We start from the raw sequence: 14003 nt of genomic DNA on the forward strand, positions 1-14003 counted from the left end.
ACGATAAATCTTAATTTGTTTTTCTAGCTAATAAGATATTCATCAAGAAAGTCCCAGCCCAATTACTAGAGCTCGAATAATCATCAGAGCGTCGAACAGAAATAGTTAACCTAGTTTTATTATTTACATTTTCTAATTTAACAAAAGATGGAGTAAAAACATCTGGGTAACTTTGATCATTCCCAGCGGTAATAATAGGATACATATTATCAATATTGAAAGCTTTTCCTCGATATTCATAGACCAATAACATTCTACTATTTGTTTTGCTAGATGTATTTACGCTTGTAGATGTTTTATTCACAAGCCACCATCCAGCATCAGTATTTGTAGATGGAGTATCATATTTTGTTATCGCATGATTTGTAAAATCAGCTTTATCAGTACTAGAGGCAACTGAGCTTCCATGCGGAGGAATGTATAAATGTGTTCCATATATTTCCACATTTGTATTGACTGGTTTACCAATGAAAGAAAGGTCCCAAGTTCCACCAGAAGTATTTGTATTATTTACAACCTCAACAAAGCATCCAAGCGGAATAATAAAGTTATCAATAGCTATACTTGTACTTCTTAACGTATTTCCTGTAGCAGCTGTTAACGTGAGATTATTCGTAGATAAATTTTTTATTTTGTAAATTCTCCCAGAAAATGATTTTGTACCACTTTCTACTACAGGAAGTGTAAAAGTTGCAATAGTATTCCCTGTATAGCTAACATAATAGTCTAAATTGGTTAATGTGGTTGTCGTTTTTACTTCGCGATAATTTGCTTCAAAAGAACCTTCAATAGATAATGTAGAATTTGGACTTTGTGTGTTTATCCCTACTTGAGAAAATAAAAAAACGCTAGGAAATAAAATAGATGTAGTGAATAAGATAATTTTTTTCATTTTTATTATTTTAGAAATAATTGGTAGTGTTGATAGAATCTAAAGATTCCTTTATATTGTTTAATATGTTTTTTTTGCTAATAAAAAATTTAAGAGAAAGGTCTCTTGCCATGAATTCACCTGATTATCGATTCTAGCTACAGAAATACTTAATCTTGTTTTTCCATCAGTTCCATCATTTTTTAAAGAAACAAAAGATGGGGTAAAAATATCTGGAAGATTACTGTTATTGCCTGTTGACAAAATACAATACATATTATCAAGTTCAAAAGGTTTTCCTTGATATTCATACACGATCACCATTCGGGCTGTTGTTTGATTAGCTACTGATGCAGTTGAAGTTTTACTAATTACCCACCAATCTTTGTCTTTAGAATCGTATGAAGAATTGTTATGCGAAGCAAAATCAGCAGTAAACGTAGCATGAGGAGGTATATAGAGTTGATTACCATAAACTTCTACATTACTAGAGATAGATTCTCCTAAAAAAGATAAATCCCATGTACCATTAGAAGTATTTGCATTGTTTATTATTTCTATATATGCTCCTGGTGAAAGAAGAAAGGAAGCTACAGGTACATTCTCACTTCTTATAGTATTGCCAGAAGAAGGAATAACGGTCAAATTATAATTTGATAAGTTCTTAATCTTATACAGTCTTCCTGTATAAGCTGTTGCGTCGTTTCCTATAACGGGTAATGTCAGGATTCCTGCTTCAGTACCTGTATAACTTACATAATAGTTAGAATTATTAAGTGTTAAACTAGTTTTAGTTTCACTATAGCCCTTTTCAATAGAACCTTCTATAGAAAGAGTTGAATTGGGTGTTAAGGTATTAATTCCAACTTGAGCAATGGTGGTAATAAAACTAAATAACATGTAAAGAGTAAAGAGTATTTTTTTCATTTTAAATAATTTGCATTAAGATTATTTATGATAATTGAAGTATAATTCAATTAAAATTTAGCGTAGTACTTGCAAAAATTTAGAGACGTAGTCTAAATAGAAAATAAGAATTTGGGTTAGTAAAAAGTTTTCGGTCTGTAAATTTAAATCTTTAAACGATTAATTAAACTAATTTTACTCGTAAAATATTAATTTATAATCATTAAATTTTAGTCAGTCATCCTAATTTGATTGGAAAATGAATGAAATTTCTCTTCAAAATCCAATCAATATTTTGTTGCACATAATGCATTTTACTCAATAGATCATACATCAAAAAATATAGCTTGATGAATTAGAGAAAAGAATTCTACTGATTTAAAAAGTTCTCCTCCAAATAGAATCAAAATAAACCGTTTAATCCTTCATTGTTTTTTGAGATTTATTTATTTTTGACTTATTAATAATTAGTCTAAATAAATAATATTTACTCAATAGAACACATGAGAAAAAAATATTACTCGTTAAAAACAGTAGGAAAAGCATTCTTACTTGTACTAATGGTCAATCAAGTTGATGCAAAAGTTACTAATCTAAACGAAATATATTGGGAAAACACAATAAATTATGACCAAGAAACAGGTGAGATTCATGGTTATGTAGTAACAGAGGACGGATCTCCTATTGCAGATGCCTATGTTTCGTTATCTAATGGAATGAAAACAAAAACCAGTTCGGATGGAACTTTTGTCTTTACAGATATTGAAAAAGGAACTTATGAACTAACAATCAATCATTTCAATTACAACGAAATAATTCAGGACGTTACAATTACTGATCAAACAAATGCAACATTATCAATTGTATTAAAAACAGATAATCAGTTAAAAGAAGTCGTTGTAACTGCCAGTAGAATGCCCGAAAGTATTGACGAAGTTCCTTCTACATTAACATATATTTCTGCTAAAGACATGCAGATACAATCCCAAATTAATGATAATTTACCCAATATTTTGATGCAAAAAGTTCCTAGTATTTCTCCTAGTGAAGAAAGTCAAAATAATTTTATTGGTAAAATTAGAGGTCGTAATTTTCTTGTGTTAATCGATGGTATTCCACAATCTACACCTTTACGAAATGGAGGTCGAGATTTAAGATCAATAGATGCTTCTGCTATTGACCATATAGAAGTCATACAAGGCGCGTCTTCTATGTACGGAAATGGTGCTGCAGGTGGAATTGTAAATTACATTACAAAAAAAGCAAATAACAAGAAGAAAATTAATTCGTCAACTTATTTCAATAATACATTAAGCTTAGTCAATCCTAAGGAAACTTTTGGATATAATATTTCACAAGTATTTTCAGGAAAATTAGATAAATTTACTTATTTGCTTCAAGGCAAAATAGCGAATACAGGAGTGGTTAGATCGGCCGATGGTGAAATAAATAGTCCATTTTATGGTATAGGAGAAACTAAAAGTTATAATGCCTTGCTTAAAATTGGATACCAGATAAGTGACAATCACCATATCGAGTTAATGGGAAATTATTACCGTAGTATGCAAGATAGTAAGTATGAAGGAACAAAAGGTATTTTTGGAGAAAGTCCTTCGATAGCAGTTCTTACTGATAATCCTGCAAATGGAGGTACTCCGTATAGTAAAAATGTAAGTTTACGTTATGATGGTGAATTTGGAAAAACAAGTGCAAATGCAGTCCTTTATTACGAAGATATGAATTCCGTTTTCGAAACCTATAATCAAATTTATTCTGATCATAAAGGAGCACGTTTAAACTTTACAACACCTTTTGAATTAGGAAAAGCAGGTAAAGTAACCTTAATTTATGGGGTTGATTTTCTGAAAGATCATGCCGTTCAATTAGGATTAGACAAAAGCCATGTTACTCCTGATATGGATTTAAATAGTTTTGCTTATTACATTCAATCAAAATTTAACTTGGCCGAACGCTGGATTGTAAAAGCAGGAATACGTCATGAGTTTTTAGGATTTAAAGTTGGTGATTTAACTAAAGCAAATAAATTTACACCCGGTGATAAAAATAATTCAAATGCACTCGTTTTCAATATCGCAGCCAGATATAATAAACTTAGCTATTTACAACCTTTCGTTAGTTTTTCGCAAGGATATTCTATTGGAGATATCGGTTTAGTATTACGAAATAATGTTGCTTTAGATGCAATTGATCCTAAACCAGTCTCTGTTAATAATTACGAAGCTGGAATAAGTGGTAATTTCTGGAAATTAGACTATCAACTTACAGGATATTACAGCACATCAGATCGCGGAACAACTTTCGCCGAAATTGGAGCTCCTGGAAATTATCAATTATCACAAGTTCCACAACGTATATACGGTTTAGAAGCCGTAGTTAATGTAAAACCAATAAAATGGTTGAAAGTTGGTGGAATAATGGGATATATGGATGGTCGTCAAGATTTGAAGAATGAAGGAGAATTTAAAGATAAATTAGATAATTCTATCCTTACACCACTTAAGTTATCTTTCAACTTAGACACTAAAATTACAGACCAATGGAATGTATTTTTTCAGTTAACGAATTTATCAGGTCGTGATGTTTTTGATAAATCACAATATAACTATGGTAAATACCCTATTTCTGGTTATACAATATGTGATTTATATACAAGCTATAAGCTAAAGAATATAACATTTAATCTTTCTTTTAACAATTTATTCAATGCCGACTACTACCCTATTCATGCCGAAGTTAGAGGCGCTACTAATGACGGAAGATATTATATAAAAGGTAGTGGTACCACTGCTAGTCTTGGATTGAAACTCGATTTATAATCTTATATAGTTTAAAACCTCTGTTATTTAATAGAGGTTTTAAATTCTCATCTCATTATCATTTCGAGGGATCGAAAAANNACCCAAGCTCCACTAGAGTTTATCTTTTTAATTTCAAATTCTAGTTTGATAACAAATTTTGTCATTTTGAACTCGTTTTAAAATCTTAACTCCACATTCCCAAATCCATCACAAAAGACTTAATACATAATACTTTTTACATCTCAATTCTCAGATCTAAAATCTAAATCCTAGCTCTATTCAATCGAGCAGCATTTAATATCACCGATACCGAACTCAAACTCATCGCAGCAGCAGCTACCATTGGAGATAATAAAATTCCGAAAAAAGGATACAATAATCCTGCTGCAACAGGTATACCTAATGCATTATAAATAAATGCAAAAACTAAATTCTCTTTGATGTTTCGCATCATTTTATGACTTAATACAATACTTTTATACACACCAATCAAATCACCTTTCAACAAAGTAATATCTGCACTTTCTATGGCAACATCAGTTCCTGTTCCCATTGCAATCGATACATCAGCTTGTGCTAATGCAGGTGCATCATTAATTCCATCACCAGCCATCGCAACCACTTGTTGTTTACTCTGCAAATCTTTAATAGTATTCAATTTATCTTGCGGCAATACTTTCGCTTTAAAATGTGCTATACCAACTTCATTGGCTACTTTCTGAGCCGTTTGCTCATTATCACCCGTCAGCATCATCACATCTACTTTTTGTTCTTTTATTTTTTGAATCGCTTCTTTCGACGATGCTTTTATTTCGTCCGAAATTTCAAACGCGGCCAAGACTTTTCCATTTACACCCAAAAAAGACAACGTATTCGTACTATCCACTTTCGGCACTTGCATACCTGCAAACGTCATCAACCCTTCATTACCCAAATACACTTCTTTTCCATCCACTTCTCCTTTCACACCTTTACCAGCAATATCTTCAAAATTTCGAATAGAATGCAAGTTTAAATTCTCTTTCTCTGCCGCATGAACAAAAGATTGCGCCAATGGATGTCCACTGTTTTGGTTCATACTTGCTGCCAATAGCAAGACATCATTTTTATTCAATCCTTCAAACGGAATAATATTCACTACCGCTGGTTTTCCTTCAGTAATCGTTCCTGTTTTGTCAATTGTTAAAGTCGTTACGTTATTCAATCGTTCCAAAGCTTCAGCATTTTTCACCAAAACCCCATTTCTAGCACCTTTACCAACTGCTACCATCACCGACATAGGCGTAGCCAAACCAAGAGCACAAGGACAAGCCACAATCAGCGCGGCCAATGCATTCGCAATGGCAAAAGCTACACGATTTTCGCTGCCAAAAATCCACCATGCCAAAAAGGTTATCAACGCAATAACCATCACAGTAGGAACAAATATTTTGGAGATTTTATCGACTACTTTCTGAATTGGAGCCTGACTTCTACTTGCCTGATTGACCATATCAATAATTTGAGCCAATAAAGTTTCACCTCCAACTTTTGTTGCCTTCATTAAGAACATTTTACTTCCGTTGATGGTTCCTGCCACCACTTCATCATCAATCGTTTTTGAAACAGGAATTGGTTCTCCCGAAATCATACTTTCGTCAATATCTGCAAAACCTTCGGTCACAATTCCATCTACAGGTACTTTATCACCTGGTTTTACACGTAAAATATCATTTAATTGAATCTGATCAATGCTTACTTTTTCTTCTTTTCCATTAACGATTCTAAAAGCTTCGTTCGGAGATAATTTAATCAACTCTTTTAAAGCAGAATTCGTTTTAGAATGCGCTTTGGCTTCCAACATTTGTCCTAACATCACCAAAGTTAAAATTACCGCTACCGACTCAAAATACAAAGCTACCTGACCATGATGCGTTTTGAACTCAGCAGGAAATAAAGATGGGAAAAATAAACCCACTACCGAATACAAAAAGCCTGCACCAGCACCCAACCCAATTAAACTAAACATATTAAGATTCCATGTTTTGAAAGAAACCCAAGCACGTTGAAAAAATGACCAACATGTATAAAAAACAATTGGTAAACATAACGCAAACTGAATATAGGCTGATACTTGTGGACTTACAATTTTACCAATTGGATTACCTGGAAGCATTTCACCCATTGCCAATACAAAAATAGGAACAGTTAATACCATAGAAATCCAAAACATTTTTCGGGTATGATGATAAACATCATCAGCCGAATCGGTTTGTACAACAGGAATCAAATCCATCCCACATATCGGGCAAAAACCAGGTTGATCTTTGATGATTTCGGGGTGCATCGGACACGTATATTCGTTTGCTAAACTCAATTTTTCTTCTTTTATTAAATGCATTCCACAAACCGGACAGTTACCAGGTTTATCGTAGGTTTTATCCCCTTCACAATGCATCGGACAATAATACACATCGCCAGTAGTTGTTTTCTTAGGAAGTGCTGCAAAAGGTGCTTTAACTTGACCATGCGAACAACTCGCGTGATCATGCTTTGACGTTTCTTTAATTTCTTCTGTTTTATGTGAACACGAAGCGTGATTATCATTGGGTTTCGTTTCCGAATTCTCTTTTTCCTTTTTTACCAAATGCATCCCACAAACCGGACAATCACCTTGTTTATTGTAGGTCTTATCCCCTTCACAATACATCGGACAATAGTATTCAGCTGCATCACTTTCCATTGTTTTATGCGAACTTGATTCTGAATCCTGTGCTGATTGAACTTCAGCTGTTGGTGTTTCTGAATTTTCAGGAATTTCTATCAAAAACATTCCGCATTTTGGACATTTTCCAGCTTCATTACTTGCAATCTCTGGATGCATGGGACAAGTATATTTCATAGAAAAAAAGTTTTTTTTAGATGATTTTAGTGTTTCAATCGTACTTCTATCAACATGAAGAGCGATTTACTCCACTTAAATTTACAAATATTATTCTACAAATTTCATATAACTTTATATCAAAAGATTACACAATTTAGAAGACAATGTATATAATTTACAGATTCATTATTACCCTTAATACCTCTTATCTATTTTTATTTTCTGTATTCATATAAAATGAAATCAGCTTGATAATTCGTTATTTAGCATCTAAAACATTGTAAATCATAATTTTTACATTGTACATTTCACAGCCGTCTCAATACTAATATCTACTTTTTACCCAACAAAAAACTACCCATTACTTGGGTAGCCTCTAAAGATTAAAACAAATTTTCATTTTTGAATTTCTGCAACAGCAACGATAAACAAAAACTACTTAACGCTCCTACAAGCGAAAGTAAAATTGTTGAAATAACATCTTGCCATTGTATACTTGCATACATACCGCACATTGTTCCGCAAATCACACTATATTTTGTGTGATCGTGTGGCGGAATCGGATTCATCAACAGCATCATGATCAACCGTTAATTGACTTACAGCCGTTAAAACACCACCAGTAACAACCAAATATCCACCTAACTGTACCAATAATGTTGGTAATACAACAGGAGCGGCAATCAATACACCACCTATACTGGCAGCGACTAATCCTATTGTTCGGATATGTTGAAATAATTTGGGTGTTGGTAATTGCAAACGTTCAACTATATTCATAGCGTTTGTTTTTGAATGTGTAAAAAAACCTCTTCACCTCTCTGTAAATACTCATAAACAACCATTTTCAATCGTTCAAATGCTTTACGAGAGTCAATACCTTTTCCTTCTCCTTGCAGAGAAGTAACAGGAGCTATACATCCATTCAGCTCCTTCAGTGCATCATTCGCTGGATGAAACAAAATTAACGATCGATTCGGAACCAAATCGATCCATACATGCCACCCAAAACGTTGACTGAAACGTTTTTTAAGTGGATATTTACCTTCTGGAATACATGATTTACGTTTCAAATTATCATTCCATGGTAATTCAATTGTCATGCAAATCAGTTGTTGCTGTAACCAAAGTTGTCCATTGGTTCCGTCAGATAAATACTTTCTTTTTAAAACTAAATCCATTTTCTATTTTTTTTAGTTGTTATCTGGTTATTCATTTTGATTATTTAATTGATAAAACCGTCAATTCGAGTGGAATTCTGATAGAATTTCGTATCGAGAATAAGGTTTTAATAAATAAAAATATATTTTGAGTAAAATTTCTCTCAAGCTTGTTCTGAGTTTATCGAAGTATAATTTCAAAAAATAACTCGAACTCACAAATTTTAATTCAAAAGGAACAACAGATATCATTAGATATTTTAATAATCGCCCATCCACTTCTGCATAAACTTTTCATAAAATTCTAATCTATTTCCATATTAAACAAATCACTTCAAACCATATGTCTTTTATAATCAATGAAAAACATTTTTATACATTTTTGTCATACAACAACAATTATTTTTAGAAAAATAGATCATTTTCTAAAAAAACTAAACAAATAAAACCATCAGGAACAACAAGCTATTAAGTTCTATTTAATTTAATTCGACAACTAAAAAAAAATGAAATATGAAAAAAAACAAACGAATTATCATTTATGCAAAAGACATACAAAATGCTACAGGAAGAAGTTATAGACAAAGTCTTCGTTTATTACAAAAAGCCAAAAACACTGTTGGTAAATCAAAAGAAGACATGTTAAGTCTAAGGGAATTCTGTGAGGTATACAACATTAATCCCCTCGATTTTCAAGAATCAATTTAAAAACAAAAAAATTATGAACGATAAAACTATATTCTCGGTTCAATGGTTCAATTCTATTATCAAAAAAATAGATGAATTAGAACAAGATTGGAAAAATAATATTATCCAATTCAGCGATTCCATTTTAATGGAAGAACATCAAGTAACAACCTTATTACAAATTTCAAAATCCACCTTACGAAGGTATTGCTTAAAAAAGTATTTTAACGTGTATCAAGTAGGCAAGCGAAACCTTTACTTACAACACGATATTATCAGAGGTATTCTAACACATTTAGTCAAATAAATAACAAAAGAGAAATAAATAGTTTATTTCTCTTTTTTAATTCAAATTCTCTTTTAACAACATTTGAGATTAAGAGGAGGAGCCACTGTGTGGCTCAGGTATTCCTTTTTTTTAATGTCACTTTTTACTTGACTAAAAAGTAACCAAAAAGACAAGGCTGTAAACCTCTCTACTAAAAATGTTCGCATTTCACCTCCTCTCTCAATACTAATATCTCATCTCTAACATCTACTTTGTACATTTTACATACTACATAATACAATTCTAATATCTCAATACTAATATCTACATATCGATACACGAACACCGAACAAACCATACAGAACGGATATACAATGGATACAGAATGGATACAGAGCGGATACACAACCGATACAGAAAAGTGTCATTTTCGATATACACCGATACAGGAATTTAACACTTTTTAACACTTAATTTCTCTAACCACAATAAAAACATAGGTTTTTGTTACGTTTATGTTCTAGGCTTAACGTTTTACGGATTTTGTCATTCTTAGCTTGTCTCAGAATCACATTCAATATGTCATTTCGAGGTATCGAGAAATCTTTTGTCACTTTTTTTATTCATAGCTTATGTATTCTAATTATCGGTATTCATATGTCTTCAGGTAGCTCATCCAAAAAAACATTTGAAATTAAGAATTTGAAATTAAAAGGAGGAGCCATGATATGGCTCAGGTATTTTAAATAAATTATTTCCATAAAGTTGGCAACTCGCTCCACTCAGACACTCCAACTTTTTTATTCCAATAATTTAGAGTTGAATTGCATTTCGATTCTAAATCGTCGGATTTTTAACTCTTTTTTTAATATTCAAATTCATTTTTAACAACGAATTCCAAAACCGTCATTGCTGAAAAGTCGAGCGTCAATTCGGCGTAAAGAGCGTTAAAAATGATTTACTGTTCGCATTTTACATGCGAATGATTTAAAGCATTTAGCGAATAGTCGTTATTGACCGACTTGTAAGCACAGACTTGACGTTTTTGGTTCGTTTTTGCGTCAAGGTAAAAATGAACATATGTACCTAAGCTCCACTAACTCCTTTCAAGAAGGAAATTATCTCCTTGATTTTGTATATTTATCGTCTAAGTCTTCGATACAACGTTTTGCAAACGTCACTCTGACTGACGAATCTAGTACCCTGAGCGAAACCGAAGGGTAATTCAGCTTGACAATTGGATTTTTAATACGTAATACTTTTTACAAACTACATTCTACAACCCCTCAATACTAATATCTAACATCTAATCCTCTATCTCATCTTTAGTCTTAAACTAAAAAAAACATACTACTTTTTACATTTTACATAATACAACTCTAAAACATCTAACATCTACTATTTACTTTCTACGCTCGCCAATCCCCTTCATCATCAACCAATTTCGTTCATGGATAACCATAAATCAACATCTTCAAATCATTGATCATAATTTCGAACTGTTGCTGAACCAAGTCAAATAAAGTTTAATTTAAAATCTATTAAAAATGGGAAAAATTACAGATTCTCTTTTGTCGGGTACTCGAGGACGTACAGGACGAATTGTTGTTTCAAATATCGAAGGGCATGAAATATCTCGTATGCGTCCACGAAAATCAAACCGTATATCAACACCAAAACAACAAATTATAAAAGACAGATTCAATTTTGCTGTACAATTTATACAAGGGTACAAAACATTGGCTAAAACCTATTACGGAAAAAGATCTGGTTTAAAATCGCCTTATAATCAAGCCATGGCAAATTTATTACAATCCATGCCTTGTAATATGGATACTTTAACCTTTTCTATTGAATATGATGCTATTCAATTTACAAAGGGTAGTTTACTAGAACCTCAACCTGTAAATGTTACAGCAGACGATCCATTATCGGCTACAATAACATGGTCTAATAATGCAACAGAACTTTTAGATCAAAATGACACCTTAGTCATTCTGTATGCAGAAGATGGTAGTACAAAAGCACAATCAATTGTTGTTCAGACAACTGTAAAACGATCCGAAGAATCCTATGTACTACAATTTCTTCCAAAGTTTCAAGGTACAGATATCCATATTTGGATGAGCTTTCTATCTACAATAAAACAAGAAGCTTCACCTTCTATTTATTTAGGTCAAATAACTGTACTTTAATCAATTACTCCCCCTTTTTTAAGGGGGAATTTTGTTTATATTATAATTTATTGTATATTAGACAAATACATCTTTACTACAACCATTTTCAATTTTAATTTTTAAGCGTATGAAAATTGAAGTATATGAAGAATATATCAAGTACCTAAATTTTTTTATTCATCGATATGGGGATGTAATCAAGAAAATTGAACCACAAGTCGAGGTAAAACAAGATATTCTAAACAAACAATATATGCAAATGATAGAATATGCATTTGGCTTTATTCAAAAAATCAATTTGTTTTCGATACAAGATTATAAATCACAACTTTTGTTTATTCCGCAATTAATCTTTTACTTCAATGATCTCTGCGAATGTCCTCGTCCTCCAACTCTATTCATAGATTTTGATGTTGACTTAGAAGCTATTTGTAAACTATTAAAAAACAACAGACAAATCAACTATAATCAAAACCAATACTTTCCTTTTCTTATTGATATTTCAGGTTTATCACAAGGCTATCATCATCTAGCTGGTTTTGTCCACCGACATAAACAAAATGAATTTACTTATTACTGTGTTTCGATACAAGTCAAAAGTCAAGAATTAAAGGGAAACTGGAAAAAGTTTTATCATATTCCCATTCAAAAACTCAAATTAATTTACAAAGAATGCCTTCAAAAAAATCAAACACTATATACTTTTGCAGCAGATACGGAATTTACTTACTATGAAATTCAAAAAGGATTCAACTACTATTTCAACTGCTCTTTTTCGGAATACGAGAAAAAAATAAAAATGTTGAAAGCCTTAGAACTGATTATGTTTACCAATACGCCTCTAAAATACATTGCTATAAATAGTGGTTTCTCCACTTACAATACCTTAAAACGTGTATTTGCTAAACATCAAATCCCTTTAAAAGAAATTCCTCGATTAATTGTCTAAAAAAAAATTAAACGATTTATCAATAAACCCATCATTTCGAGTGAAACTCTCAAAGAGTTTTGTATCGAGAAAAAAGGTTTTGAAGTAATTCAATATAAGAATAAACATTAAAAAAATTTAACTTAAGAATTCGTATTATTATATCGTTCAGCAAAATAGGATTAGTAAGATTATAAATAACCTTATTATATAAAATATTGTAACATCTTCTAAATCAATCTTTTTAGAATAGAAAAGTAAATATTATTCTTTAATCAATGCTAAATTATCACTCTTTAATTTTATTTTCAACCAGTTATACAATAGATTTTCATCAATTTCTTGTTCTGAATGATAAATCACTATTGGTTTTGCTTCTAAACTATCACTATAATGTTGAATAACCCCAAAATAAACATAACGTATTGAAGGAAACAAGGATTTTATTTCACGTTCAGTAGTAGCATCTCCAATTTTTTTTTGCTCTATTTGTGTTTTTAATTGTTGTATTTGTAAATCTTTTTCTGTTACGTTTAGCTGATTTTTATTTATTTCACTTAATATTTCTTGTTTTAAATCACTATTATTTTGTCGAACAACTAAAGTTGTATTTTCTAAACCAAAATCCGCTAGCTTATTATTAAATTCTTTTATTTGTAAACTATCATATTTCTCTGTTAAAAATGCAAGTTCAATACGCTTTGGATTTGATCTAAAGTTTACATTTTTATAAATAATAGTTTTACCTTTCAACTGAAACTCTTTTTGGATAAATGTATTTACGTTTTGTGTATATCTTTTTTCTTGTAATAGATTATAGGCTAGATAGAAGCTAGGTAAAATTAATAAAGACATCAAAACAGTTATAGTTAGTCGTACTTTTTTGTCTAGTGCAGGATTTTGGGTTTGTATTGGCTTATATTTCAAATACTTCAATACCAAAAATGTAGATAAGGCAATAAAAAAACAATTTATACTATATAAATATAATGCACCCGCTAAAAACTTAAAGTTGAGAGTTGCTAAACCAAAACCTGCTGTACACAATGGTGGCATTAATGCAGTAGCTATTGCTACCCCTGGTATTGGGTTACCTTTCTCAATTCTTGTTATTGATATAGCTCCTACGACACCTCCAAAAAAAGCAATTAGGACATCATAAATTGTAGGCGATGTTCTGGCTAATATTTCTGACTCTACTTCTTTAAATGGGCTTAAATAAAAATATAAACACGAAACTACCAATCCAGCTAATGTTGCAATAAACAAATTCTTAGTAGATCGCTTTAATAGGGTAAAATCATAAGTAGCTAATGCAAAACCA

10 protein-coding genes are annotated in these 14003 nt (G+C 31.5%); 4 read left to right on the top strand and 6 right to left on the bottom strand.

The features are described 5' to 3' along the window. Positions 1 to 10 precede the first annotated feature (10 nt). Both B4H69_RS07380 and B4H69_RS07385 read right to left on the bottom strand, forming a co-directional pair. Complete coding sequence (locus B4H69_RS07380) at positions 11 to 892, bottom strand: hypothetical protein (RefSeq protein ID WP_180904515.1); 882 nt, start codon at positions 890 to 892, stop codon at positions 11 to 13. A 60-nt stretch (positions 893 to 952) separates the two neighbouring features. After that, a complete protein-coding gene (locus tag B4H69_RS07385; RefSeq protein WP_180904516.1) occupies positions 953 to 1798 on the bottom strand; it encodes a hypothetical protein in 846 nt (281 codons plus the stop codon). A gap of 482 nt (positions 1799 to 2280) precedes the next feature. Between B4H69_RS07385 and B4H69_RS07390 the strand changes: the two genes are divergently transcribed. Continuing rightward, entirely contained in the window at positions 2281 to 4614 is a 2334-nt protein-coding gene (locus B4H69_RS07390) for a TonB-dependent receptor (protein WP_180904517.1), read from the top strand. A gap of 244 nt (positions 4615 to 4858) precedes the next feature. Here B4H69_RS07390 and B4H69_RS07395 read toward each other — a convergent pair whose 3' ends face one another. The 3 genes from B4H69_RS07395 to B4H69_RS07405 form a co-directional block, all read right to left on the bottom strand. Further along, complete coding sequence (locus B4H69_RS07395) at positions 4859 to 7477, bottom strand: copper-transporting P-type ATPase (protein ID WP_291093343.1); 2619 nt, start codon at positions 7475 to 7477, stop codon at positions 4859 to 4861. A 513-nt stretch (positions 7478 to 7990) separates the two neighbouring features. After that, on the bottom strand, positions 7991 to 8239 hold the full coding sequence (locus B4H69_RS07400; RefSeq protein ID WP_180904519.1) for a hypothetical protein: 249 nt from the start codon (positions 8237 to 8239) through the stop codon (positions 7991 to 7993). Next, positions 8236 to 8640, bottom strand: coding sequence for a DUF5675 family protein (locus B4H69_RS07405; protein WP_180904520.1), 405 nt, complete (start codon positions 8638 to 8640; stop codon positions 8236 to 8238). The genes B4H69_RS07400 and B4H69_RS07405 overlap by 4 nt, the downstream gene beginning before the upstream one ends. 492 nt (positions 8641 to 9132) lie before the next feature. Here B4H69_RS07405 and B4H69_RS07410 point away from each other — a divergent pair, with 492 nt between their 5' ends. The 3 genes from B4H69_RS07410 (at position 9133) to B4H69_RS07420 (ending at position 12700) form a co-directional block, all read left to right on the top strand. Further along, a complete protein-coding gene (locus tag B4H69_RS07410) occupies positions 9133 to 9327 on the top strand; it encodes a hypothetical protein (protein ID WP_291093348.1) in 195 nt (64 codons plus the stop codon). A 1794-nt stretch (positions 9328 to 11121) separates the two neighbouring features. Continuing rightward, on the top strand, positions 11122 to 11769 hold the full coding sequence (locus B4H69_RS07415; protein WP_280046400.1) for a DUF6266 family protein: 648 nt from the start codon (positions 11122 to 11124) through the stop codon (positions 11767 to 11769). A 235-nt stretch (positions 11770 to 12004) separates the two neighbouring features. Beyond that, the gene (locus B4H69_RS07420; RefSeq protein WP_291093353.1) at positions 12005 to 12700 is read left to right on the top strand and encodes an AraC family transcriptional regulator; all 696 of its coding nucleotides are present in this window, start codon (positions 12005 to 12007) and stop codon (positions 12698 to 12700) included. A gap of 243 nt (positions 12701 to 12943) precedes the next feature. On the opposite strand, the gene B4H69_RS07425 is transcribed toward B4H69_RS07420, so the two are convergent. Further along, a partial coding sequence (locus B4H69_RS07425) for a DUF389 domain-containing protein (RefSeq protein ID WP_291093356.1) occupies positions 12944 to 14003 on the bottom strand: 1060 nt, incomplete at its 5' end.

This window comes from Empedobacter sp. UBA6745, assembly GCF_002453775.1.
Taxonomy (GTDB): Bacteria; Bacteroidota; Bacteroidia; order Flavobacteriales; family Weeksellaceae; genus Empedobacter; species Empedobacter falsenii_C.

Coding starts and splice junctions, on each gene's coding strand:
- B4H69_RS07415 (WP_280046400.1), top strand. CDS start 11,122: ATGGGAAAAATTACAGATTCTCTTTTGTCGGGTACTCGAGGACGTACA.
- B4H69_RS07405 (WP_180904520.1), bottom strand. CDS start 8,640: ATGGATTTAGTTTTAAAAAGAAAGTATTTATCTGACGGAACCAATGGA.
- B4H69_RS07395 (WP_291093343.1), bottom strand. CDS start 7,477: ATGAAATATACTTGTCCCATGCATCCAGAGATTGCAAGTAATGAAGCT.
- B4H69_RS07400 (WP_180904519.1), bottom strand. CDS start 8,239: ATGAATATAGTTGAACGTTTGCAATTACCAACACCCAAATTATTTCAA.
- B4H69_RS07380 (WP_180904515.1), bottom strand. CDS start 892: ATGAAAAAAATTATCTTATTCACTACATCTATTTTATTTCCTAGCGTT.
- B4H69_RS07420 (WP_291093353.1), top strand. CDS start 12,005: ATGCAAATGATAGAATATGCATTTGGCTTTATTCAAAAAATCAATTTG.
- B4H69_RS07410 (WP_291093348.1), top strand. CDS start 9,133: ATGAAAAAAAACAAACGAATTATCATTTATGCAAAAGACATACAAAAT.
- B4H69_RS07385 (WP_180904516.1), bottom strand. CDS start 1,798: ATGAAAAAAATACTCTTTACTCTTTACATGTTATTTAGTTTTATTACC.
- B4H69_RS07390 (WP_180904517.1), top strand. CDS start 2,281: ATGAGAAAAAAATATTACTCGTTAAAAACAGTAGGAAAAGCATTCTTA.